The organism is Leptospira brenneri (assembly GCF_002812125.1).
In the GTDB taxonomy this organism is placed as follows: Bacteria; Spirochaetota; Leptospiria; order Leptospirales; family Leptospiraceae; genus Leptospira_A; species Leptospira_A brenneri.
This window is the reverse complement of sequence record NZ_NPDQ01000001.1, coordinates 484,725-508,252: the sequence shown is the minus strand read 5'-3', so window position 1 is coordinate 508,252 and position 23,528 is coordinate 484,725. Positions and strand designations below refer to the sequence as shown.

At 38.5% G+C, this 23,528-nt stretch carries 21 protein-coding genes; 8 read left to right on the top strand and 13 right to left on the bottom strand.

Going from position 1 to position 23,528, the window contains the following annotated elements; genetic code table 11:
- Position 1 precedes the first annotated feature (1 nt).
- Positions 2 to 3,112: an efflux RND transporter permease subunit gene (locus CH361_RS02525; RefSeq protein ID WP_100789233.1), complete on the top strand. Its 3,111-nt coding sequence runs from the start codon at positions 2 to 4 to the stop codon at positions 3,110 to 3,112.
- On the opposite strand, the gene CH361_RS02520 is transcribed toward CH361_RS02525, so the two are convergent.
- Positions 3,061 to 3,867, bottom strand: coding sequence for a dienelactone hydrolase family protein (locus CH361_RS02520; RefSeq protein ID WP_100789434.1), 807 nt, complete (start codon positions 3,865 to 3,867; stop codon positions 3,061 to 3,063). The genes CH361_RS02525 and CH361_RS02520 overlap by 52 nt on opposite strands.
- A gap of 286 nt (positions 3,868 to 4,153) precedes the next feature.
- Between CH361_RS02520 and CH361_RS02515 the strand changes: the two genes are divergently transcribed.
- The gene (locus CH361_RS02515) at positions 4,154 to 5,872 is read left to right on the top strand and encodes an acyl-CoA dehydrogenase family protein (RefSeq protein ID WP_100789232.1); all 1,719 of its coding nucleotides are present in this window, start codon (positions 4,154 to 4,156) and stop codon (positions 5,870 to 5,872) included.
- Positions 5,873 to 5,962: 90 nt separating this feature from the next.
- Here CH361_RS02515 and CH361_RS02510 read toward each other — a convergent pair whose 3' ends face one another.
- Together CH361_RS02510 and CH361_RS02505 are read right to left on the bottom strand one after the other, a co-directional pair.
- Complete coding sequence (locus CH361_RS02510; protein ID WP_100789231.1) at positions 5,963 to 7,144, bottom strand: fatty acid desaturase family protein; 1,182 nt, start codon at positions 7,142 to 7,144, stop codon at positions 5,963 to 5,965.
- 52 nt (positions 7,145 to 7,196) lie between these two features.
- A complete protein-coding gene (locus tag CH361_RS02505; protein WP_100789230.1) occupies positions 7,197 to 8,282 on the bottom strand; it encodes a ferredoxin reductase in 1,086 nt (361 codons plus the stop codon).
- Between the two features lie 150 nt (positions 8,283 to 8,432).
- On the opposite strand from CH361_RS02505, the gene CH361_RS02500 reads away from it, so the two are divergent.
- Complete coding sequence (locus tag CH361_RS02500) at positions 8,433 to 9,050, top strand: TetR family transcriptional regulator (RefSeq protein ID WP_100789229.1); 618 nt, start codon at positions 8,433 to 8,435, stop codon at positions 9,048 to 9,050.
- 18 nt (positions 9,051 to 9,068) lie between these two features.
- On the opposite strand, the gene CH361_RS02495 is transcribed toward CH361_RS02500, so the two are convergent.
- Both CH361_RS02495 and CH361_RS02490 read right to left on the bottom strand, forming a co-directional pair.
- Positions 9,069 to 10,883 carry a PAS domain S-box protein gene (locus CH361_RS02495; RefSeq protein ID WP_100789228.1) on the bottom strand — a complete coding sequence of 605 codons (1,815 nt, stop codon included), beginning with the start codon at positions 10,881 to 10,883 and terminating at the stop codon, positions 9,069 to 9,071.
- A 370-nt stretch (positions 10,884 to 11,253) separates the two neighbouring features.
- Positions 11,254 to 11,658, bottom strand: a complete 405-nt coding sequence (locus CH361_RS02490; RefSeq protein WP_100789433.1) for a 6-carboxytetrahydropterin synthase — start codon at positions 11,656 to 11,658, stop codon at positions 11,254 to 11,256.
- 64 nt (positions 11,659 to 11,722) lie between these two features.
- On the opposite strand from CH361_RS02490, the gene CH361_RS02485 reads away from it, so the two are divergent.
- The 3 genes from CH361_RS02485 to CH361_RS02475 all read left to right on the top strand — a co-directional run bounded on the left by CH361_RS02485 (position 11,723) and on the right by CH361_RS02475 (position 13,397).
- Entirely contained in the window at positions 11,723 to 11,944 is a 222-nt protein-coding gene (locus tag CH361_RS02485; protein WP_100789227.1) for a DUF1858 domain-containing protein, read from the top strand.
- A gap of 89 nt (positions 11,945 to 12,033) precedes the next feature.
- On the top strand, positions 12,034 to 12,990 hold the full coding sequence (locus tag CH361_RS02480) for a fumarylacetoacetate hydrolase family protein (RefSeq protein WP_100789226.1): 957 nt from the start codon (positions 12,034 to 12,036) through the stop codon (positions 12,988 to 12,990).
- Positions 12,991 to 12,995: 5 nt separating this feature from the next.
- A complete protein-coding gene (locus CH361_RS02475; RefSeq protein ID WP_100789225.1) occupies positions 12,996 to 13,397 on the top strand; it encodes a DUF2721 domain-containing protein in 402 nt (133 codons plus the stop codon).
- A 113-nt stretch (positions 13,398 to 13,510) separates the two neighbouring features.
- Here CH361_RS02475 and CH361_RS02470 read toward each other — a convergent pair whose 3' ends face one another.
- From CH361_RS02470 to CH361_RS02435, 8 genes are all read right to left on the bottom strand, one after another.
- Entirely contained in the window at positions 13,511 to 14,521 is a 1,011-nt protein-coding gene (locus CH361_RS02470) for a zinc-dependent alcohol dehydrogenase family protein (RefSeq protein WP_100789224.1), read from the bottom strand.
- Between the two features lie 53 nt (positions 14,522 to 14,574).
- Positions 14,575 to 15,006, bottom strand: a complete 432-nt coding sequence (locus tag CH361_RS02465; protein ID WP_100789223.1) for a VOC family protein — start codon at positions 15,004 to 15,006, stop codon at positions 14,575 to 14,577.
- Positions 15,007 to 15,182: 176 nt separating this feature from the next.
- A complete protein-coding gene (ccrA, locus tag CH361_RS02460) occupies positions 15,183 to 16,430 on the bottom strand; it encodes a crotonyl-CoA carboxylase/reductase (RefSeq protein WP_100789222.1) in 1,248 nt (415 codons plus the stop codon).
- A gap of 64 nt (positions 16,431 to 16,494) precedes the next feature.
- Positions 16,495 to 17,439, bottom strand: a complete 945-nt coding sequence (locus CH361_RS02455) for an LIC11086 family outer membrane transporter (protein ID WP_208861366.1) — start codon at positions 17,437 to 17,439, stop codon at positions 16,495 to 16,497.
- Positions 17,436 to 18,332, bottom strand: coding sequence for a hypothetical protein (locus tag CH361_RS02450; protein WP_100789221.1), 897 nt, complete (start codon positions 18,330 to 18,332; stop codon positions 17,436 to 17,438). The genes CH361_RS02455 and CH361_RS02450 overlap by 4 nt, the downstream gene beginning before the upstream one ends.
- Positions 18,332 to 19,543, bottom strand: a complete 1,212-nt coding sequence (locus CH361_RS02445; protein ID WP_100789220.1) for an MbnH family di-heme enzyme — start codon at positions 19,541 to 19,543, stop codon at positions 18,332 to 18,334. The genes CH361_RS02450 and CH361_RS02445 overlap by 1 nt, the downstream gene beginning before the upstream one ends.
- Positions 19,544 to 19,601: 58 nt before the next feature.
- A complete protein-coding gene (locus CH361_RS02440) occupies positions 19,602 to 20,441 on the bottom strand; it encodes an MbnP family copper-binding protein (RefSeq protein ID WP_100789219.1) in 840 nt (279 codons plus the stop codon).
- Positions 20,442 to 20,532: 91 nt separating this feature from the next.
- Complete coding sequence (locus tag CH361_RS02435) at positions 20,533 to 20,910, bottom strand: LIC_11090 family protein (protein WP_425268659.1); 378 nt, start codon at positions 20,908 to 20,910, stop codon at positions 20,533 to 20,535.
- 213 nt (positions 20,911 to 21,123) lie between these two features.
- Between CH361_RS02435 and CH361_RS02425 the strand changes: the two genes are divergently transcribed.
- A complete protein-coding gene (locus CH361_RS02425) occupies positions 21,124 to 21,450 on the top strand; it encodes an LB_289 family protein (RefSeq protein WP_100789218.1) in 327 nt (108 codons plus the stop codon).
- A gap of 69 nt (positions 21,451 to 21,519) precedes the next feature.
- On the top strand, positions 21,520 to 23,523 hold the full coding sequence (locus CH361_RS02420) for a 7TM diverse intracellular signaling domain-containing protein (RefSeq protein WP_100789217.1): 2,004 nt from the start codon (positions 21,520 to 21,522) through the stop codon (positions 23,521 to 23,523).
- Positions 23,524 to 23,528 lie beyond the last annotated feature (5 nt).

Genomic DNA, 23,528 nt, shown 5'->3' with positions numbered 1-23,528 from the left:
AATGGAATTTTTAACAAAAATCGTTCAGTTCTCACTCCAGAATCGATTATTAGTAATCATATTGACTCTTTTACTCGTGTTTGGTGGTATTTATTCATTAAACCATTTGAAGGTTGATGCAGTCCCTGATATTACAAATGTCCAAGTACAAGTAATAACAACTTCGCAAGCATTATCCACCCTCGAAATAGAACAATACATCACCTTACCTGTAGAAAGGGCCATCACAGGAATTCCTAACTTAATCGAAGTAAGGTCAGTTTCACGATATGGATTTTCCCTTGTGACTGCAGTTTTTGCCGATGACACTGATCTATGGAAAAGTAGGCAACTAGTCAGCGAAAGGTTAAACGAAGCATCCGAAAACATTCCAAGTATTTTTGGAAAACCAACCATTGGTCCAATCACAACGGGGCTCGGCGAAGTGTTTCAATTTACTTTGGAAAGCGAGTTTCACACTCAAATGGAACTCACGACCTATTTGAATTGGTACATCAATCCAACACTCAAAACAGTTCCTGGGATCGTGGAAGTGAATAGTTTTGGAGGAAAAACAAAACAATACCAAGTCATTGTTGACCCATTTAAAGCAGCTTCACTGGGTGTCTCATTAAATCAAATTGTAACTGCAGTTGAATCAAATAATCTCTCAACGGGATCTGGATACATTGAAAAATCCGGTGAACAATTGATAGTTGGTAGCGATGGCCTTTTAAAATCAACCTCCGATTTTGAAAAAATCCAAGTGGGAAAAATGGGAGATGGATTTCCCATTTATTTAAGCAGCATTGGAAAAGTAATTGAAGGACCAAGACTTCGAAAAGGAGCAGCAACTGCTAGCGGCAAAACTGAAGTAGCTGGGGCCGTCACTCTTATGTTGCTTGGAGAAAATTCTTTAGAAGTAACAACTGCTGTAAAAGAAAAAATCACTCAAATCGAAAAAACTCTTCCCCAAGGGATGAAAATTAAACCCTATTACGATCGTTCCATTATGGTTAAAAGTACATTGAGTACCATCGTTTGGAATCTTTCTGAAGGTGCGATTCTAGTCATTATCATCTTATTTCTTATGATTGGTGATTTTAGATCCGGTTTAGTCATTGCATCAATCATTCCACTGGCAATGTTATTTGCCATTTCACTTATGTTTTTACGAGACCTACCTGCAAATCTAATGTCGATGGGTGCGATTGACTTTGGTCTTATCGTAGATGGAGCGGTTATCCTCATTGAAAACTCACACAGACGTTTAGGATTAAAACGAAAGGAATTAAAAAGAGATCTTACTGATGCAGAACAAAAAGAAACAATCCTAAGTGCAACAATCGAAGTTAGAAAAGCTACAATTTATGGTGAAATCATTATAGGGATCGTTTATATTCCCATTCTTACCTTAAGTGGCACAGAAGGAAAAATGTTTATCCCCATGGCTACAACTGTTTTGTTTGCTTTACTCGGCGCATTCTTTTTGACTTTAACATTCATTCCAGTTTTAGCTTCTTATTTTTTAAAGGGCGGTCATATCGCAGAAGGAGAAACTAAATTTTTTCAAAAAATTCATCATTGGTATACTCCGAAGTTAGATTATTGCATCAAAAAACCAAAAAAAGTTGCTTATACTACATTGGGAATCTTTGCACTTTCGATTCTGTTATTCTTTAGATTAGGTGGTGAATTTTTACCAAAGTTGGACGAAGGAAATCTACTAATCGAAATTAGTCGATATCCTTCAACAACTCTAACCGAATCATTGCAGTCTTCAATGAAAATTGAAAAAACTATTCTAAAAGAAATACCAGAGATTACAGAAGTAGTTTCGAGAACTGGATCTCCCGATTTAGCCATTGAACCTATGGGTGTAGAAAAAACTGATATGTATCTGGACATGAAACCAAGATCCGAATGGAATCTAACAAAAGCAGAAATTGAATCCAAATTACAAGAGATCATTGAAAGAGTGGCTCCACAAGTTGCGTATGGTCTTTCACAACCAATTGAAATGCGAAATAATGAAATTATGGCTGGTATCCGGGCCGATGTTGGAATCAAAATATTTGGAGACGATTTACCAAAACTAAAATCTTTGGCGGAAGAAATATCTACAAAAATTAAAAACATTCCGGGTGTTGTAGATCTTCGAATTGAACAATTATATGGACTTGAATATCTCAAAATAAAACCTAACAGAGAAAAGTTGGCAAGATACGACCAATCTATTTTGGATTTAAACCGAGTGACTGGATCAATTTCTTCAGGAGTACCTGCAGGGATTGTTTACGAAGGAATGAAACGTTTTGAAATAGTTGTAAAAACAGAGGTTGGACCAAACCCCGAACAAATCAAAAACATACCAGTGAAAGTAGGAAAAAACAGTTTTGCTCCATTACATGAACTTTCTGAAATTCATATTGAAGACGGGCCTGTCCAAATTTATCACCAAAACCAAAATCGTTACGCACTGGTTCAATTTAACATTCGCGGGAAAGATATGGTGAGTACAGTAAACTTAGTTAAATCAGTTCTAGAAAAAGAAATTAGTTTTCCTGCCGGATATCATTATTCCACAGGTGGTGAATTTGAAAAATTCGAATCAGCTACAAAAACACTTTATGTTGTTGTGCCAGTCACATTACTCATTATTTTTCTAATCTTATACTTTGCATTTAACGAAATTTTGGCAGCGGCTATTATTTTTTTAAATGTTCCATTTGCGATTACTGGTGGGATCTTAGCACTTTATATACGCAATTTACCATTTAGTATTTCTGCCGGTGTGGGGTTTATAGCGCTCTTTGGAATTGCCGTACTCAATGGACTTGTACTCATCAGTTTCATCCGCAGTTTGGAACAATCAGGAAAAAGAAAAGAAGATGCAGTAAGAGAGGCAGCGATTTCAAGACTTCGTCCTGTACTCACAACAGCTCTTCTCGCATCGATTGGATTCATTCCAATGGCAATCAGCACATCACCCGGTGCGGAAGTCCAAAGACCTCTCGCAACCGTAGTGATTGGAGGATTAGTTTCAGCAAGTGCTCTTACACTCTTTGTTCTTCCTCTCGTTTATTTAAAGTTTGCTGCAAAAAAATCTTTCATACTCTCGAAAGATGCATAGTCAGCTTTTTCATTGTACGCAAGGCCTGGAAGTCCGTGATCTTCGGAACCAGGTCTTGTGAATCCATGAACGGCACCTGGATGAGAGATAAAAGTAACGGGAGCTTTTGCTTCTGTTACTGTTTTGATAAATGTATCTACCGCTGTTTTAGGAATAAAAGGATCATCCGCACCATGATGTACTAAAACTTTAGATTTAATCTTTTTTGCGCCAGCAGTTAGATTTTTGCTACCTAACATACCGTGAAAAGAAACAACTCCACCTTTTAAATCAGCACCATCTAATGCCAGTTCAATGACACCACCACCGCCAAAACAATATCCAATGGCACCAATTTTATTTCCATCAACATTTGGATTGGATTTTAAAATTTCGAGTGCTTTGTATATTTTTTTAAGAATGATCTTTGGATCCCCGTTGGCTCCCGAAAGTTTTCCTGCTTCGACATGATCTTTCGCAATAATTCCTTTTCCATAAACATCCATCACGAAAGCAACATATCCTAAGTCCGCCAATTGTTTGGCTCTTTGTTTCGGATAATCATTAAGACCCCACCATTCATGGATCACAAGAATGCCTGGTCGTTTTCCAGTAACCGAAGTATCGGTAGCAAGGAAACCTTCATAGGTTTTCCCATCCAATTTATATTCTACTGCAGTTCCCGTAACGGTTGATTTTACTGGAAGTTTTGCGGTTGGCACACTCGCACATTGCATAGCAAATGCGAAAACAAGAACGGAAATCAGTTGTTTCATACATCTCCTGTTCTGCCAAAAAATAGGAAAAAATCCCTTTGGCAGAGATAGACTTTGAATTCTAACGGGGAGCCTAAAAAAAGAAACCTTAATTTCCCATAAATCTAGTAAGATTTCCCAAAAGAAAAAACAATTCCTATGTTCGTTTTTGTCGAATAAAAAAGTGAGGGGAAAAAAAGAAACCGATCGGTTCACTAAAAATAAAGTTCCAATTTTTTTTGTTATATGATTTTTTTTAATCGCCTCACATCCATAAAATTTATCTTCTAACTCAAAAGGAATTTTTATGATCCAAAGTAACTACTTTCAAACCAACGAAGACTTAAAAGAACATTTTTACGAACTCATTGATTGGAATGAAATTGTTCCCATTTATGAAAATAACTATTCTGATTCCAAACTTTACTTAGAAAACAACAATCCAAGATTAGAATATGCACCATCTAATTTAGATGAGGCGAAATCGTTCTATGAAGAAATTCTTAAATCATGTGGAGAAATCAGCGGAATCTATGTTTCCCAAGTTGCTTCCGTAGTAGATTCCAAAGGTTTAAAATTTGACAATGGAAACGTAATCCATCCACAAGAGATGGTGGATGTCATCAAGATGTATCATGATGCAGGACTTGGTCCTGTTGCCTTCAAAAGAAGGTATGGTGGACTCGGAGCACCAAGCATGATTAAGGCGATGATTGCAGAGTTAATGTATAGATCCGATAGTTCAATTACAATTGCTGTGGGAAGTATGGGTCTTGCTGCTATCTTGGAAGTTTGCGCATCTGATGAAATGAAAGAAGAGTGGATTCCGAAATTAATCTCAGGAAATTATACTGTCACCATGGGTCTTTCCGAACCAGACTTCGGATCTGATTTACCCAATATTACTACCAAAGCAATCAAGAAAGATGAAAAATGGTATCTAACTGGAACCAAAAGATTTCAAACCGTTGCTTGCGGTGTCAATGGAATTCCAGGGATCACACTCACTCTTGCCAGAACTGGAACACAAGAAAGTGGAGCAAGAGGCCTTTCCTTTTTTATCGTTGAAAATAAAGATTACGTCGTACAAGGAATCGAAAAAAAATTAGGAATCAAAGCATCGGCTACATGTGAAACTGTTTTTGAAAATAGCGAAGGTTATCTTGTTGGAAAAGAAGGTTTTGGTCTCGTAAAGTATGTTATGGGAATGCTCAACGGAGCTCGCCTCAGTGTTTCATCACAAGGTACAGGAATTGTGACCGCTGCCTACGAAGAAGCTCTCAAATACGCCAAAGAAAGGATTCAATTCGGAAAACCAATCTATGAAATTCCAGCCGTACGTCGTATGTTAGATCGTATGGAAAGAGAACTTGCTGGAATGCGTTGCCTTATGGTAGAAGCAGCATATTCAGTAGATAAATACTATTGGTATGAAGATGGGCGAACGGTAACGCCAGAAGAATCGAAATTAGGAAAATTTTGGGAAAAAGTAGCAAATACCCTCACTCCTATTTCAAAGTATTATAATTCAGAAATGTGTAATGATTTGGTTTATGACGGATTGCAAGTATTAGGTGGCGCAGGATATACGGAAGATTATGATCTTTCTAGACTCTATCGTGATGCAAGAATCACCAATATTTATGACGGAACTACACAAATTCAGGTAAATGCAGCCATTGGTGGGATCACTTCAGGAATGAGTCCAACAGGAACTTTTCGAAGTTATTTAGATCATTTGGCAAAAGGATCAGAATCCAATTCCCAACTCACAGAAATTCGATCTCTTTTTGAATCCATTGTAGATACTTATAAATCCATTGAAAAACAGGAAACCAAAGAGGCTCATAGTTTTGAAGTCGTGGAATCAGCAGCAAGAGTTGTGGTTGGTTACTTAATGGAGAGGGCAAAAAACAAATCCATTAGTAGAAAAGAACTACGCACTACTTGGTGTAAAGGATTCCATTTGGATAGTTTGGCAATTCTCTCGGCAAATCAAATCAAACTAAAACATTTAGTGAATTAAAAAAAAGGGTCCTCGATTCTGAGGACCCGTAAGAAAGGAAAGGGAAAGATCTCCCACTATGCGAAAGTGAGAGATCTAAGATAATTCAGGTTATGTGAGCGAAGCCGATTTTTCTTCTCCTGGAAGGGAGATTTGAAAACTTGGTTGCGAAAGTACAACCTTTGGTTCCAAATATTTCTTTTTAGTTCCCATTAATTTTCCAGCGATAGAATCAGGAAAAGAATAAGCAATAATTCGTTTCCATACGGAAGCAAACTGTTTTACGAAACTTCCCGTGTTATAGTGTTGTCCATACTTTGCACAAATTTCTTTTAAACGAGGAGCCACTTCACGATAACGTTTTGCTGGCATGCCTGGAAACATATGGTGTTCTATTTGATGACTCAAGTGACCAGTCATTGTATAGAAAAAATTACTTCCATCTAAGTTAGAAGAACCTTTGAGTTGTCTCAAGTACCACTGCGCTTTTGTTTCTCCAACAATATCATCCACAGAAAAAGATTCAGCATTTTCAGTAAAATGACCGCAGAAGATCACGGCATAAGTCCAAAGATTTCGAATCAAGTTTGCAATCAAATTCCCTAAAATGATCTTTGGAAAATTCAAACCAGCAAGAAGTGGAAAGAAAAGGTAATCCTTAACTAGTTGTAGTTCAATTTTTTTAAAGAATACTGCTTTATAGTCTTTTAAGGTTTTTTTCTTTCTTTGTTTTTTAGGAATTTCCATATACTCCACACGATAACCATGAGCACCAACACCCCATTGAAAGTTCATAGCCAAAAATAGATTCGTGAAAGGTTGTGTGAGGTGAGTCGGTTTCCATTTCTGACCCTCTGTTAAACGGGTAAAATTATATCCATAATCATGATCTTTGTTAAGAACATTGGTAAATGTATGGTGCATATAATTATGATAAAATTTCCATTGGTGGGCATCACTCACAATGTCCCATTCGAAAGTACGAGAGTTAAATCTTGGATCATTCATCCAATCATATTGACCATGAAGAACATTATGACCAAGTTCCATATTATTTAAAATTTTGGATGTAGCGAGTAACAAAGAACCTGCCACAAACGAAATCGGTTCGAAACTAAAATGGATGAGTCCACGCCCAAGTATTTCTGTGTACCGGTAAGTTTTATAGATGAATCGGATATGATATGCATCTTCTTTTCCCACCTTAGCCATCATTTCTTCACGAAGTGCTTCCACTTCTTTTCCAAATGCTTCCACTTCTTCGTTATTTAATTTTTTGCTAATTGTTCTCATTTTATTTTCCTATGATTCCTTCGTTCAAATTCTCTTCTTTAAATCCAGAGTCTTAGAGTTCTAATTCCAAATTGGATTCAGCCCTAGAAACACAAATCTGGATATTTTCTTCACCTAACTCTGACACTTCGCCATTAGATAAATCGGTAACAGAACCTACTGCTTTTTTACAAACACAAGTATGGCAAATTCCCATACGACATCCACTTTGCGGATAAATTCCTTGGTCTTCGAGTTCTTCTAAAAGGGAACGTTCCCCCTTCACTTGAATGGTTTTATGACTTAAAGATAAAAATACATCCACGGTTCCCGATTTTTTTACCTTCAAAGACGTTTGGCCAGGTAGTAAAAAGAGTTCTGATTTTACTTCGTTGCCTTCCAAAAGAGAAAGAGCCTTGGTTTGCATTGGGGCAGGACCGCAAACATAAACCGAATACGATTTTAAATCATCTGTATATTTTTTTAAGATTTCCTTCGTTAAAAATCCAGAATCATAACCTTCTTTGGGAACATCTGAAAAAATATATCGAATGTTTAACCAACCAGTTGTTTTTGCGATTTCTTCCAATGAGGAACGTAAAATCACATCTTCATATGACCTAACAAAGTATAGGAGAGTCGCTTTTCCATCGTACTTCGATGATTGTAATTGTTTGAGAATGGAATGGATCGGAGTGATCCCACTCCCACCTGCCAAAAACAACAACTTAGATGGTATCATTTTCGGAAGGACAAATTCTCCGGATGCCTCACCTAATTCTAACAAATCCCCTTTTTTAATATTTTGATTGATAAAGTTGGAGACAAGTCCACCTTTCTGGCGTTTTACGGTGATACTTAAATGTTTGTCTTTTGGATGTGAAGACAGAGAATAAAATCGAGTCACCCTTCTCCCTGCAATCTCAACAGTGACAGGAACATGTTGGCCCGAACGAAACCCTTTCCACAGCCAATTGGGTTTCAAAACAATTGTCTTTGTATCTGCCGTTTCTTCTCGAACAGCAACCACCTTGGCTTTGATGGCTGTAGTAGAAAATCTTGGATTGATTTCCCCTAAAAGAAAATCGGCCCACTCTTTCGGCTGGAGGGATTTTAAGAATTCTCGGGGTTCATTGTAGATGAAAGGAAATGTTTTCATTTTCGCCTCGTATTTCGCATTTCAGTGAACACTTGTTCACAAAGATATTTAATAGTGTTAATTTACATTGTTAAATAAGTCAACCGGAAATTGGGCTTTTTCTACTTGCCTTTTAAAAAAAAGTGAACGACCGTTTACTGAATTCAGATCATGAAGATCAACAAACGATACGCCCAAAAACTCCGTACGCATGACAATCTGCTGGAAAGTACGCTAAAACTCATGGGAGAGGAGAAAGGCCTCAGTGATCTAAGCCTACGAGAAGTGGCTGGAGAGGCCGGGATTGTCCCAGCGGCCTTCTATAGGCATTTCAAAAACATGGAGGAATTGGGCCTTGCCTTGGTGGATGAATGTGGGGGACGAATCCAAACCATCGTTGGAGATGCTCGGAATAAAGGTGCTTATAAATCGGCCTTACAATTGACCATAGGTTTCTTTTTTGATTACGTTGCCAATAACCGCTCCCTATTTCGGTTTATCTCCAGAGAACGAACGGGAGGAAACAGAAAGATCCGAGAAAAAATTCGCGAATCCATGACTTCTATTGCCACAGAACTAGCAAAAGATATGCGAATGCCAAAAATGATCCCTGTGACAGACATCCATTTTGCTTCCGAACTCATTGTGAGTATTTGTTTTCTAATGGCTTCCGATTTTTTAGATCTTTCCACCAACGCTCATTTAGAAATGAGAAAGTTAAAACTACAAACCATCAAACAAGTTCGTTTGGTTTTTATCGGAACCATTCGAGGAAGAAAACGAAGATAAAGGAAAACCTGATTTGGCTCAGTTCTTTTTTTCATCCGAATGAACGGGAAAAGAAATCATAATATTGAGTCCCTCTCCTTTTTTAGAAACAGAAGAAAACACTCCCTTTAACTGAGATGTTAAACTTCGAATCAACTCATAACCGAAGTGGTTTCCTTTTTCAATATTCACAGAATCAGGTAATCCTTCTCCATCATCACCTACAGAAAGAATGATATTTTCATTCGAACGAGATAACTGGATTCTTACATCGCCACCTTTTTCACTAGGATAAGCATATTTCAAAGCATTGGTAAGTAGTTCATTCAAAATGAGTCCCAAAGGTAGAGTTCGTTTTAAATCCAAGCGGATTGCTTCTAACTTTACATCAAACTTAACTTTTGTCGGATTGAGGACAAAGATATCATGCAAACTAAATACTAAATCTTCAATGTACTTACGAAGGTCTACAGATTCTAAATCCTCTGATTGGTATAGATTTTCGTAAACTTTGGACATGGACATGATTCTAGATTGAGCATTTAAAAATGATTGTTTTGCGACTTCATTTTCAACTTTAAAGGATTCTAAGTTTAATAGTCCAGAAATGATCGCGAGGGTATTTTTTACGCGGTGTTGTAATTCTTTTAATAGGACATCTTTTTCTTCTACCGACTTTGCGAGTTTACCCTCCATATCTAAAATTTTTGTTACATCGAGATTGATCCAAAGAATAAAACGTTCCCCAGCGATTTCAAAGGCTTGGCTGAAAACAAGAACATCGAACTTACTTCCGTCCGCATGTTTTACAGTCATCTTTTCTCCAGACATCTTTCCATTGTCCTGGTAGGCCTTATTCAGTCGTAAAATTTCTTCTGGATCACTCCACGCTTTAAACTCTTCCGTTTTTTTACCGATGACTTTTGATTTCTCTAATTGGAAAAGAGTTTCCATAGAAGAGTTTACATCCAAATAGGTTCCATCTTTGACAGTGGATATCGCCATAGGAATGGGGCTAAGTTGAAATACTTTCGCATATACACTTTCACTGTCTTTGGGTGGTACAAGGACTGGAGAGTTTGGAGCTTCTCTAAAGATGATCACAATACCGTTTAGCTTTTTTTCATCATCTAAAATGGGAGATATTGTTTCTGTAACATTTGTTTCACGACCACTGCGAGAAACTATAATTAAATCATTTCTTCGTTCTGTATGAACGAGTTTTTGATCTGAGCTTAAAAAAGGATAGGATATCCTATTTCTAGAGTCTGCTTGGACTAAATACAAAAAAGAAGTGAGTTCTTTTTCTAATACTTCTGCTTTTTGATATCCCAACATATCCAATGCATTATGGTTGATTTCTCGGATGAGTCCTTCGGGTGTAACGACAATCACTCCATCACCCATAGCTTCAAAAGTAATCCGAAGTTCTTTTTCACGAAAAGCGAGCGATTGTTCTGCATGGTACAACTGCAGAGCTGACTTAATCATACACTCGACTATCTCTGGACTTGAAATCTTGGGAACATATCCATAGTGTTTTATTTTACAAACACGATCCAAGATTTTATTATCAGAGTAACCGCTTACAAAAAGAACTGGAATCTCGCGATAGGAAAGAATTTTCTCTGCAAGTTGGATTCCATCCATACCATCAGAAAGATTAATGTCCATAAGGATTAAATCAACTTTCTCACCTGAAGTAATATAATCATAAGCATCTGTTGAGTTAGATACATATTGTACTGAATACCCTTTGGCTTTCAAGAATTCTGATTGTGAGATAGCCAAGATGGCTTCATCTTCCACAAGTAGAATGTGACCTAAACTATGTCTGAGCTCTGTAAAAGGCATGGAGTTGTTCTACCGATTTTCATAATTAGCTGGTAGAAAAGCAATCGATTAAGGTGAGATTTTTTTATGAAAAAAATCAAAAACCTGTGCAATAAAAATAAAACATATATGTTTAACGATTTATATTTCGCCGTCTTTAGACTGACCGAGATAAAGAATGGATTGATTTTTTTTATCACAAACGAATGTTTGCTGACATAAATTTTACGTCAGAAACCAAACTACGAGTTGTTTTTATACACTTGTTCTTTTTTCGAAATTCAAACTGATCTTATTCCGGATTCACTTTAACGGATTGGCGGATCACGATCTCTGGGGTGAAAATTTTAAGGATTAGTACCTAACTAGTGTTACAAATGACTCGAAAGATTCAATTCTCTGGTTCAAAGAAAGCGAGATTTTCTGGTCCTTCATGAATCACGATTCTTCGGATTTTGCCTGCGGAGGATTTTACATCCGCTTTCAAACCTGAATAAAACCAACGAGCCACATTTTCTGATGTGGGATTGACTCCCTTAAAGTCAGGATGGTCATTGATGAGAATATGGTCGATGGAATGAACAAGATCCATTAGCTTCGTTCTGGCGGTTAAAAAATCGTAAGAAATTCCATCGGGACGAATGTTCGTATTCCCCTCTAAAAACACCTCCACTTTCCAGGAATGGCCATGAATGGGTTCATCCGACCCATCGGCAAAGTACTGGTAGAGGAAATGGGCGGATTCGAACCTTCCCTCGATGCGGACGTAAAATTTCCCTTTTTCCTGGGTAAACATTCCATTGACGAATAGGGCATAGTCCAATATTTGTATAGTAATTTCCTTTCTGAGGGCTTTTAAGATGACCGAAACAACAAAACCACGCTTTTTCAAAGAAATGACAGTCGGAGAAGCAATTGCCATCCACCCGGAAGCAGGTCTAGTTTTCTCTAGTTACCACCTAGGTGGATGTTCTCACTGTTCTATCAATGAAGTCGAAACAATTGAACAAGTTTGTATGGGTTACGGGGTAGAGGTAGACACTCTTATCGATTCCCTAAACAATCTTTTCGCGGAAGAATAGACAGACAAAAATCCCCTTCCTACCACCGGGCCTCATTGTTGGCCCTCGTGTTTTTTCCCACAGCCCAGTTATAATTTCATAGGTTCACGATGGCCAAACAGTTTGTACGTTTTCAGTATAAAAATAAAATTGATTGGGGGCTTGTAACAGAAGAAAAAATCCTTCCATTAGAAATTGGTGACAAAACCACCAAAGATTTGCTAGTTGATCTTCAAAAAAGAAGGGTCAAACCCAATCTTAAGTCTACAAAAACTATTGATAAAAGTCTGATTACGATTTTATCACCCGTCACCTCGCCCTGCCAAATCATTTGCCAAGGGGCCAATTACAAAAAACATACTTTGGAATCTGGTCTAAACCCCAAATCAAAAACATATAATTTATTTTTTACTAAGTCGGATGTTTCCATTACGTCTGCCATTGGAGATGTAATACGTCCCAGCCATGTAGAACTTTTGGATTATGAAATCGAATTGGGAATTGTATTTGGTAAACCCATTGATTCTCCACTGGACCTTAACTCCTACAATCCGAGTGATTATGTTGCTGCTATCTTTATCGCAAATGATATATCGGCTAGAGACATCCAATTACCACAATTGCAGTGGTATAAAGGAAAGTCTTACAGAACTTTTTTCCCAGCAGGCCCCATACTTGTCGTATTAGAACCTGGTGACTACGAACTGATCAATTCTTTAGAACTCAACCTTACAGTAAATGGAAAGTTAAGGCAATCGGCTAAAGCAAATCAAATGGTTTTTCCACCAAAAGAAACCATCGCCGAACTTTCATTATTTAGCAGTATCCAAATCGGTGACGTGTTACTGACAGGAACCCCTTCTGGTTGTGCTCTCCAAGCTCCTGGAAAAATAAAACAAATCTTTGTTAGTATTCTCGCTGAACATAAAAAATGGGATCTTTTTATCAAAGGTCAAAAGAAACGAACTGAGTATTTGCAGCCAGGAGATGAGATCAAAGCAACGATTCGAACTGCAGATAAACGTTTGGATTTGGGGGAACAAGTTCTCCAAATTAAACAAGGTTAACTTCATTGGACAACCTAACATATAGTATACCAGGCTTATTATTCCCAGCAATCTCATTACTGATGCTTGCTTATACCAATCGTTTTTTTGGACTAGCAAAACTATCCAGACAACTACTAACAGAATACGAAAATTCTAAATCAGAAATCTTAGTCAAACAAATCCATAATCTGAGATTTCGTATTTCTCTCATTTTGTATTCTCAAAGTGCCGGAATTTTAAGCCTTATCTTATGCACCTGCTCCATGGGTATGATTCCATTTTATAACATAGTTGCTTGGGTACTATTTGCCTCATCCCTGTTTTTCATGGTGGTTTCCTTAGTTTTGGCACTGATAGAAATTCATTTATCTGTCATTGCACTAGACATTGAAAGAAATTCGATATTGAATTCGATCTCTAAATAGAAATTGAAAAGGTTAGATAGAAAAAAACCGACGAATTTGTTTTCGCCGGCATTGTAATATTCGGTTTATCTATACTGAATATTACTTTAGAAATAAACTAGAGTCTTAAATTTCTAAATACGAATCACAATTTTTCCGAAATGAGAACCAGATCGCAAGTATCGGATTGCATCGGCAGATTCTTCTAAAGAAAACACCTTATCTACAACGGGTCGTAGTCCAGAAGCCTCAATGGCCCCGTTCATTTCAACAAATGCTTTTCTTCCGCCGACAACAAGGCCTTGAATTTTCAAATTGTTCATCACCGCAGGAAGTAAATTTAATTCTCCCGATTTACCAGCAAGGATTCCGATCAAGTGAATCACACCAAACGGACGACAGGCGGCAATGGATTGTTCCAAAGTACCGGCCCCACCCACTTCGATGATATGATCGGCTCCTACTTTCTCTGTGATCCGACGAACTTCTTTTCCCCAATCAGGTGTTTCTTTGTAATTGATAAGATAGTCGGCTCCCAACTCTTTTCCTCGTTCTAACTTTTCAGTACTGGAAGATGTAAGAATCACCTTAGCTCCTACTAATTTTGCGAACTGCAAAGCAAAGATAGAAACACCACCTGTTCCTTGTACAACGACAAATTCACCTGGTTTCAATTGACTGAATTGGAATAAACCAGACCAAGCAGTGAGTGCCGCACAGGGTAAGGTAGCAGCCTCTTCATAGGATAAATGTGAAGGAATTCGAACAAGCCCTGTTTCCGGGACTAGAGCTAACTCACGTAAAGTGCCAGGTAGTGGGCCCCCAATGGTATGGCGCATTTCGGCATGGGTTGCTTCTTTTGCGATCCACTTCGGTGCAAAGGTTAAAAGAACTCGGTCCCCCACTTTCCATTCTGTGACTGCAGAGCCAATACTGACAATTTCTCCTGCACCATCGCTGCAAGGGACCAAGGGGAGGGGAAATTTTGGATTGTATTTTCCTTCCACAACAAGTGAGTCTCTGTAATTTAACGAAGCGGCTCGCAATCGAACCATTACTTCTGTAGGGCCTGGACTTGTGGGTTCAGGAACGTTTATGATTTCTAAATGATCCAAACCAAAATTATGGATTTGTGCTTGTTTCATATTTTTCCTTAATTGATACCAAAACAATAAAACATAACAATAATAGAAAGAGATTACTTATTCAGTACAATTTCGCCTTTTTCATTCAAAGGGAAGAAGGGATTGTAAGCTACTTCAAAAATATGACCATCGAAGTCTTTAAAATATCCACTATATCCCCCCCAAAAAACCTTCTGAGGTTCTTTGAGAATTTTTGCACCTAACGCGCGCACTTTTTCGAATACGGCGTCAACTTCAGCTTCACTCGTTTGATTTTGAGCCAAAGTGATACCGGAAAATTCCTGGCGGTTTTGGAAAGGGATTCCAATATCCTCTGCCAAAGATTTTTCACCAAACAAACCAAATACGACTGCTCCTATCTGAAAAAAAGCAACATTATCATTACTTTCTTCCGATCGTTTCCAACCGAGTCCCTTTTCATAAAAGTCTACGGATCTCTGTAAGTCGGAAACTCCGAGTGTGATTAAATTAATTCTTGGATACATATACGAACTTCCTTTGTAAAAATACGAACTTTTGAAAAATAAAAAATATGATAAAGGAAATGAGATTCACAAAACGAAGGTTTCATGGTAGATGGAGCCATTGGGTGGCGGGTGGATAACCCCACCCAGTTCGAGTTGGGCGGGGACATGTACTCTAAATACACACCTGGAAAGAATTACTTCTTCCCAAGACCTGTAGTTTTTGCACCAACGAGGATTGACATGTTTCCTGATGGGTGTTTGTTTTCGCGCATCAATTGGTGGCACTCACCAGTTTGTTCGAAACTATAAGTTTCAGCCAAAACTGGATCCACTTTTTTATCGATCACGAGTTGGTTGAGGTCACGACAGTTGTCGTCGTTTGCGAAGTGTGAACCTTGCAGACGTTTTTGTCTCATCCACAGATAACGTAGGTCAGCTGTTGCGTTAAAACCAGTAGTTCCCGCGCAAATCACAACCATACCACCTGTTTCACAAACAAATACGGAAGTAGGGAGTGTTGTTTCACCCGGATGTTCAAATACGATTTGTGGGTTTTTACCTTTACCGGCAATGTCCCAAATCGCTTTTCCAAATTCACGAGCTTGTTTGGTCCACTCAACAAATGCTTCTGGTTTGTTGATGTCAGAAGTTAGGCCACCCCAATGTTTGAACTTGTTACGGTTGATCACACCAGCAGCACCTAAGTTTTTACAGAAATCAATTTTGTCATCAGAAGAAACAACAGCGATTGGAATTCCACCAGCTGCTTTTACGATTTGGATTGCCATGGCACCAAGTCCACCAGCTCCACCCCAAATCAAAGCAACATCACCAGGTTTTACATCGTTTGGTTTCCAGTGGTGTAACATTCTGTAGGCGGTTGCAGCTACCAACATATAAGCCGCAGAAGCTTCCCATGTTAGGTGTTGAGGACGTGGAAGGCATTGGTGGTCTTGTACTTTGCAAAACTGTGCAAAAGATCCCCAATTGGATTCATATCCCCAAATGATTTGAGAAGGTGCATACATTGGATCTTTTCCAGAAAGAACCCATGGATCTTTTGGATCCCACATCGCACAATGGACAACAACCTCGTCACCCACTTTCACATTTTTAACTTCGGCTCCAACTTTATAGACAATACCGGATGCATCAGATCCACCGATGTGGAATTTTTCTGGTTCGCCTTTTTTATTACGAGCAGCGATCACATCCACTGGATACCCAAGGGCTGCCCAAACGTTATTATAGTTAACTCCAGCAGCCATAGTGGCTACGAGAACTTCGTTCGGACCGATCTCCGGAACATCAATGACTTCTGATTGGAAAGAAGTTTTCGGTTCGCCGTAACGTTCCGGGCGAATGACCTGCGCGTGCATTTTTTTGGGCACAACTCCAATAGGAGGGAGTTCCCCTACTGGTACGATTTCTACGTTGCTCATAGATTACCTTTTACGAATCAAATTTATAGAGTTTCTTAGAACGTTTTAAAAAAGGCATCAGTTGTCAATCGCTTCCCCACTCCATAGAGAAGGCAAATGTCCACGCCGATTGATAGAGCCTATACTCACGATCCCTTTGTAAGGGGTATCTATAGGCTAAACTCATATTGTATTTTTCAGAAAAATTCCAAGAAAATCCCGCACTGGCTTCCGTAAAATAAGAAGGATTGGCTTTATCCTTTTCTTTCGAATAATCAACACCATTGTAAGGATTACGATATAAGAGTCCTGTAAAGAGAGAAATCTCAGGCATCAAATAATACGTCACATAAGCAGAAATGAGTGTGGTTTTTTTGAATTCATATTCTGGTTCTGGTGGAGATGCCGAAGGTTTACGTGCGTAATATGGAATTCCATCATTGTCTTGTAAGTTGTTTGGTTGTGGTCTCGAAAGTGGATTTAATCCTCCGATTTTAGTCACAAAAGACCACTTCTCATACAAATAACCAAGTTTGATAAATCCAGAACCCGTATAATAATTTCCACCTGTGAACCGGTCAGTATCAGGACCACTAGGAAAACCAACAGAACCCTCAATCACAAAAAAGTACGGTTTGTCCAAATCAAAAAATGGTTGGTATTTAAAACCAAGATAAGTTTTTCCAATCCTTGCGGCATCTTCTCTTCCCCTTTGTTGGTAGTAGTTCCAAGGAACCGAAGCATTGAGAGCAAATCTTCCATCAAAAAAATTCATCTCCGCAAAGGCTGTAGTTGTAAAGAGATGACTATTCTCTCGAGTGGATTGGTAATAATCTTGGGTCATTACCAAATAGTTAGTAGGTTTCTCTCGTTTTCCGGTAAAAGGATCCACAAATCTGGCAGTTGCATTCGGGCTATCCGACGAACCAGTATGATGCGAATATAAAGAAAAGTTACCAAAGAATACAAATAATAATAAAAATGAAAAAGTTACGTTTCGCGGTTTTGTTATGTTTGTCATTTGTTTCATCGTTCCACTCCAGGAAAACATCCAGGGAAACTAAAAACGATATCTTCTGCTTGGAGATTCTGAAGTAAGATATTGTATAAAGAAATATTGGAAACTTTCGATATCACAATCGTCCCTGGAAGTAATAATGACAGTTGCTGTAAAAACCGAACGGGAGTTCCTGATACGGTTCTATCTTGAAACATAGAAGATGGTGACATTAAGATCTCTATATTTCCAGAACGACCCAGCTTTATGGGAATTTTACATTTAGGGGTGATTGATTTATTTCCTTGGGGCAGAAGGATTGTGATGTCATTTCCATTCACTGTCATTCTGATATAAATCTCTTCCCAACTCACATTGGCAACAGCCACCACACCTAGAGGCATATTCGATGTCCTTGTATTTGGATAAAGAAAACTAGCACCCGTTTCCATCGTACTATTGTATTCCGCGATGTTGGATACAGTCCCTGCAGATAAAAATGGGTAGGATTTCCCATACAAATCATCCGCTGGCAAATCGAGTGGTACCGTATATGGGGTATGAGTTTTTGCTGTGGCAGTGGAATTTTTTTCCGAACTAGACGTAGATACACCTAATACTTGGTTTGGTGGATTGATTCGGTAAGTTCCCATTTCCCAATTGATATAAGAACTACTTTGGATGGTGATGTTGTAGTTCACACTATTACTAGTCAAACTAAACTGATTGAGATTGTCATCCGCCTGGTCATCATAACTACGAAGATTGGTTCCCACCGGGATTAGCTGGGTGTTATTGAAAAAAATCAAATTTTGTAGAATGGTCTCTTTTTCTTTGTTACTATCCCCCACAGAACCAAAGGTACAGTGGGTAAAAAGTAAACCTAGAATGAAAAACGAAATTTGTTTAGCGGTCAATTGTTTCATCAAAAGGGACTCGCAAACTTAGGATTGGTTAAAAATTCTTCGTCAGTCAAAGCCAAAAGGAAATTCACCATATCGTCCCTTTGAGAATTTGTAATTGTAAAAGCACGAATAAGAGTCGAATCTTTTGCTGTATGAGCTTGACCACCCGAACGGTAATGGTCTACAACTTGGGTCAATGCATCTCTTGCACAATCGACCTTTGTTTTTCCTGCGCCAGCAGGTTTGTCGGGATTGTTAGAATCCGCACACATAAAAATCCCATCATGCATGTATGGATAGGTGACTCCAATATTACGCAAAGAGGGGGCTCGAAATTTTCCGGTATCAGAGGCAACACCAGTTAAATCAAATAACCCTCGTTTATTACTAGGAACACCAGCATAGTATGCATCATCATGAATTCCATTGCTATGATAAAAGAATTCTTCCTTGGCTCCTCCATGAAATGAAGTATCAGTGAAATTAAAACCACCATGACAATGAAAACATTCTGCCACTTCACCGTTAAATAAATTAAGTCCTCGTATCTCAGAAGCCGTAAGAGCAGATTTATTATTTCTATAATTGTATTGGTCAAATTTAGAATTTCCAGAAATCATCGACCTTTGGAAACTAGCAAGTGCATACCGTACGTTCTGTTCGTTGATTCCAGAACCACCAAAGGCCCGCTCAAACATGGGAGGATAAATTGCATTTGCTGATAATTCATTTAAAAAATTATTGTTCTGCAAACCTAACTCAATGGGTGTTTCTCCAAACATGGGAGCGCGAGCCTGGATTTCCAAACTTGTCATTTTGGGATTACTCCAAGTAAGTCTGGGCATATAGGCCACATTTGAAAGATGTTGGGCATTTCTCGGATGGGCTTCGCTTGTAATTCCACTTGGAAAATCTTTACCGTCGGCAAAAGCTAAGGCTTGAAAATGACAGCCGCTACAAGCCATCGTCCCGTTTCCTGACAATTTTTTTTCATAAAACAAATGCCTTCCGAGTTCCACCTTTGCCTTGGACATAGGGTTGTCTGAAGGAACATTTGGTACTGGAAATCCAGGAGGAAGATCCCAAACCCAGTCAGAAGCATTTGCTAAAATTCCAAGCGCTACAAGTAACATGTCTTGGTTTTTTTCTTCTTTCTGGAACGGGATCAGTATACAATTCAAGTTCAATAGAAAACTAAAAGAAAGAAATATGGATGGAAGGTAAAATTTCATAATCTATATCCTTAATAGTTTTACAGGTTGATATTGAATAACACCAACCTGCAAAATATTATTTTAAACTAAAGATCCTTTGAGTGTAAGTTCCATCAGCAGCTCCGTTGGATTCATTCAATCCAAATGCACGAATCAACGGTTGGCAGGCGGCAGAAGCATCACCAGGCATACACATACCCATGGCTCCGTATGTATGTCCGTTTAATAATTTATCTACATCAAGAGATATCTTTTGGCTCCCAGCATTCAACTGACCACTTAGTTGAATGGAAGCTCGGAATTTTTTTGTACAATTCCCATAGTTCGGTGCCCCACTACAAGTAGTAGAACCCAGATGCAAACTAGTCCAATTTGTACCGTCGTAAGTGAATTCAATATTAGCGTGTTTGTATCCACCTGTCCAAGACCAATACATAAGGCCAATATTCAAAGGAGACTTTTGGTTTGTACTATCCAAATGATTTATTGATTCGGGAACTCCTACAGTGTACTGAACACCAGTATAACTTCCCATCGGAGCGGTACCTGTTACTTTACTATTCGTCTCCGTTGTTCGTGTTGTTTCCAAATCCACAAGAGCAACTCCATTCGATTGCCAAACATTATCAGTAGACAAAGTGACATCTGCCGTACTTCCATCTGCTTTAATGAGTTTTACTTCAGAAATGTACAAACGGAAATCTCGAAACTGCACCGTTCTACCATCTGCCGTAATATTCGAACCAGTAACTAAGTTTTGTCCATTAGCGAGAGCCTCAAAATCAAGAGTTACATTTTGTGGAATCGCTAAAGCTAAAAGTGCTAAAGTTTGATTGTCATCAGACTTAGAATTCGGATTACAGGAGACGAATCCAAAAATCAAAAAAGAAATATAAAAAGTTTTAAATATGTTCATAAATACCTAATATTCTAAAATACTATTTTTACTTGGAACTGGAAGATATATTAAACACCTTCCAGTATTCGGAATATAGTTTGTGAGAATCTTAAGTACGCGGTGGTCGTAAGAGAGAAGGAACCTGACCATCAAGAAGAGTCGATGTAGATTCATAGATTGTATAAGAAAAAAGAACAGGTGTTACTAAACCAAATGTTAAATTCGGTTTATCCATAGTTTGGTGGTGTGAACGTAAACTGAGGGCATCTTTTTTTTGTTTTTTACAAGAACAAAGATGGACCTCCCCCGATTTTGCATCATGGCAACTGGGTTTCAGAGTTTCTTCGGATTGATTTCGGTGATCGTGTGAAGAAGTTAAGGATACGGATGACTCCTTATCTTCTGAAAAAAGTTGGTCTTCTGCATTTCCATGTTTTTCCTTTTTGGATCCATGGTTGCACTGGCAGATTTTTGAAGCGGATTCCACACAAAACCCCAGTAGCCCACTTCCTAAAAAAAGGAATTGGGTGCAAAGGAATAAGGCCAGACTACCGGCAATCCACCGTTTGCAGAGCATCTCCCCCATGTTCGCTCACCCGACCCAAAAATCGAGCCAATTTTTGGACAAATTTGGTGTCGTCCCACTCGCCCTTTGAAAACATGGTCTTGGAACCAATGCAAACGAGCTAGAGGCCATCAGATGAAACGCACGGAACTAGAACGCAGGGAAAGAGAACTGCGAAAGGCAGAAAAGAAAAAAATCCTACCTGGTCAAAAAGAAGCCATGAGTGTAGGGGATTACATCGACGCCCTTTTTGGAATGTTTCGCTATGATTCGGATGAGATTTTTAACGCATCCGATGATGAAAACATTTTAGAACTTCTGGAAAACATGAAAATGGAACATCCAGAAAAACAATGGGATGTGATCATCCGAAAAGCAGTGAATAAAACCAAAGTAGAACAAAAAGAAAAAGCTTACGACGCACTTCGTATCCTTGCAGGAATTCCTGCTGTCACAGCTTAATCCATTTTTTTTCTAAAACAAACAGATTTACAAAGGAAGGTCTTCGTCTTATACTTGTGACCTTCCTGTATGAAACAGACTTTCACCTTCATTCTGTTATGTCTCTTTTATACAAACTTATCCGCTGACTCAAATCCTTGTCCCAATACAAGCATAGTTCCTCTCTCCTCTACCCGGGGCAACCCTTATGATCTCTCTGACCATCTAGTTTATTTTACCCAAACTCCTTCCGTTCATTCGGTAACTGAAGTTTCGAACCTTTTCCAAACATTACCCTTACAAAATTCGAAAGGTGTTATCCCCAATTTTGGAAACACCGACAAACAATACTGGTTTTGTTTTGTTGTTCATAACGATGAAAACGATTACAAACGAACCATCACCTATATAAAATACCCCTTACTGGATGATGTTATTTTTTTCGCATTACGAGAATCAGGTGAAATCTTAGAAAACAGGCAAGGAAGACGTTTCCCTTTTGAAAATAGAGATAGAGATTATAGAGGATTTAGTTTTGCTACCGATTTGTTACCAAGTGAAACAGTCACTTACTTTGTAGGAGTCAAAACCGATAGTTCCATGTCCGTTCCCCTGATGATTGCAGAGGAAAAGAATTTTTATAGTTTTACTTCTTGGGACACCTTACTCCAAGGAATTTATTTTGGAATCGTTGGGGTCATGAGTATTTACAATCTATTTGTATACTTTATGGTCAGAGACAAAGCATACATTTTTTACGTTTTATACCTTTGTATTTCTGCCATTTTATTCCAACTTTCTTTACAGGGTTTGTTGCCGGTTTTATTTTTTCCTAATTCTCCCGAACTCGTATATAATTCACATAACCTTCTTTACTTCTTATTTTTACTCACTTGTTTTCCTATGAGTATCACCTTTATGAACTTAAAGGAAAACGCACCTTATATTAGGATCTGTTTTTTAGGACTGATGGTCATTTCCATCATCTGCATTTGTCTTTTACCTTTTTTATCTTATCGTTTCATGAACCAGGCTGGGGATATTTTTTCATTTTTACTCGCCTTCTTTGCTTTGTTTGTTTCTTATTACGTAGCCTTTATCAAAAAATTCCCACCTGCCCGATTTTATTTTTATGGTTACTTTATGGTGATTATAGGTGGTCTTGCAACTGTTCTCAAATACATGGGTGTTTTGCCTGTGAATGCCTTCACAGAAAATTCTTTCCAGGTGGGTATGGCTTTTGAAGTGCTCCTAATGGCCTTTGGACTTGGTGACAGAATTTCCGTGGTCAGGAAAGAAAAAGATAGAATCCAACTCAAAGCAGAAATCAACAAACAAAAGTTAATCGCTTACCAAAAAGAACTTGTTCTTGCTCAAAAATTACAAGAATCCACCCTTCCGCAAGTCCTGCCAAAAATTCCAGGGTTAAAAATCAAAGCTGGTTATATCCCCCAATCTTTAGTGGGCGGTGATTTCTACGATGTAACTGAAGTTAGCAAAAATCAAATTGTATGTCTTATGGCTGATGTGACAGGTCATGGAGTGCCGGCAGCCATTGAAGCAGCGATGCTCAAAATTGCCCACACCCATACCTTAGCTTTTGCCAACGGTCCAGGTAAAATTCTCGAAACCATCAATCGTTCTCTCGTGGGAATTTACAAAAACCAACTCCTGACCGCAGCAGCCGCTCATATCAATTTGGATGCAATGGAACTAACAGTAGCAAACGCAGGCCACCCTGCTTTTTATAAATTCCGGGAAGATGGTTCAGAGATCCAAATCATCCGACCCAAAGGCAAACTCATTGGATTTTCGAAAGATGTAACCTACGAAGAAGAAACTCACCCCCTCATTGCGAGTGACCGCCTTTTGCTTTTTACCGATGGTCTTTGGGATATGTGGGAAAAGGACAAAAATGGAAATAAGTTTACGAATGACGGAAGTGGGGAAGATGTTTTTTTAGAGTGGTTGAGTGACCACAAACATACAAGTTTTGAAACCCTATTTGAAAAAATAGAAACCCATATCCGCAGGCGGATGCAAACCACATCTGCTGATGATGATATCACATTTTTGTTAATTGAGATCAGCTAACAAAA

Excerpts from the sequence above, each read along its gene's own strand:
- CH361_RS02510 (WP_100789231.1), bottom strand. The coding sequence starts at position 7,144 with ATGAGAACAATTAGCAAAAAATTAAATAACGAAGAAGTGGAAGCATTT.
- CH361_RS02525 (WP_100789233.1), top strand. The coding sequence starts at position 2 with ATGGAATTTTTAACAAAAATCGTTCAGTTCTCACTCCAGAATCGATTA.
- CH361_RS02440 (WP_100789219.1), bottom strand. The coding sequence starts at position 20,441 with ATGAACATATTTAAAACTTTTTATATTTCTTTTTTGATTTTTGGATTC.
- CH361_RS02505 (WP_100789230.1), bottom strand. The coding sequence starts at position 8,282 with ATGAAAACATTTCCTTTCATCTACAATGAACCCCGAGAATTCTTAAAA.
- CH361_RS02450 (WP_100789221.1), bottom strand. The coding sequence starts at position 18,332 with ATGAAACAATTGACCGCTAAACAAATTTCGTTTTTCATTCTAGGTTTA.
- CH361_RS02465 (WP_100789223.1), bottom strand. The coding sequence starts at position 15,006 with ATGTATCCAAGAATTAATTTAATCACACTCGGAGTTTCCGACTTACAG.
- ccrA (WP_100789222.1), bottom strand. The coding sequence starts at position 16,430 with ATGAGCAACGTAGAAATCGTACCAGTAGGGGAACTCCCTCCTATTGGA.
- CH361_RS02520 (WP_100789434.1), bottom strand. The coding sequence starts at position 3,867 with ATGAAACAACTGATTTCCGTTCTTGTTTTCGCATTTGCTATGCAATGT.
- CH361_RS02500 (WP_100789229.1), top strand. The coding sequence starts at position 8,433 with ATGAAGATCAACAAACGATACGCCCAAAAACTCCGTACGCATGACAAT.
- CH361_RS02495 (WP_100789228.1), bottom strand. The coding sequence starts at position 10,883 with ATGCCTTTTACAGAGCTCAGACATAGTTTAGGTCACATTCTACTTGTG.
- CH361_RS02445 (WP_100789220.1), bottom strand. The coding sequence starts at position 19,543 with ATGAAATTTTACCTTCCATCCATATTTCTTTCTTTTAGTTTTCTATTG.
- CH361_RS02490 (WP_100789433.1), bottom strand. The coding sequence starts at position 11,658 with ATGTTTACCCAGGAAAAAGGGAAATTTTACGTCCGCATCGAGGGAAGG.
- CH361_RS02425 (WP_100789218.1), top strand. The coding sequence starts at position 21,124 with ATGAAACGCACGGAACTAGAACGCAGGGAAAGAGAACTGCGAAAGGCA.
- CH361_RS02455 (WP_208861366.1), bottom strand. The coding sequence starts at position 17,439 with ATGAAACAAATGACAAACATAACAAAACCGCGAAACGTAACTTTTTCA.
- CH361_RS02470 (WP_100789224.1), bottom strand. The coding sequence starts at position 14,521 with ATGAAACAAGCACAAATCCATAATTTTGGTTTGGATCATTTAGAAATC.
- CH361_RS02420 (WP_100789217.1), top strand. The coding sequence starts at position 21,520 with ATGAAACAGACTTTCACCTTCATTCTGTTATGTCTCTTTTATACAAAC.
- CH361_RS02515 (WP_100789232.1), top strand. The coding sequence starts at position 4,154 with ATGATCCAAAGTAACTACTTTCAAACCAACGAAGACTTAAAAGAACAT.
- CH361_RS02485 (WP_100789227.1), top strand. The coding sequence starts at position 11,723 with ATGACCGAAACAACAAAACCACGCTTTTTCAAAGAAATGACAGTCGGA.
- CH361_RS02480 (WP_100789226.1), top strand. The coding sequence starts at position 12,034 with ATGGCCAAACAGTTTGTACGTTTTCAGTATAAAAATAAAATTGATTGG.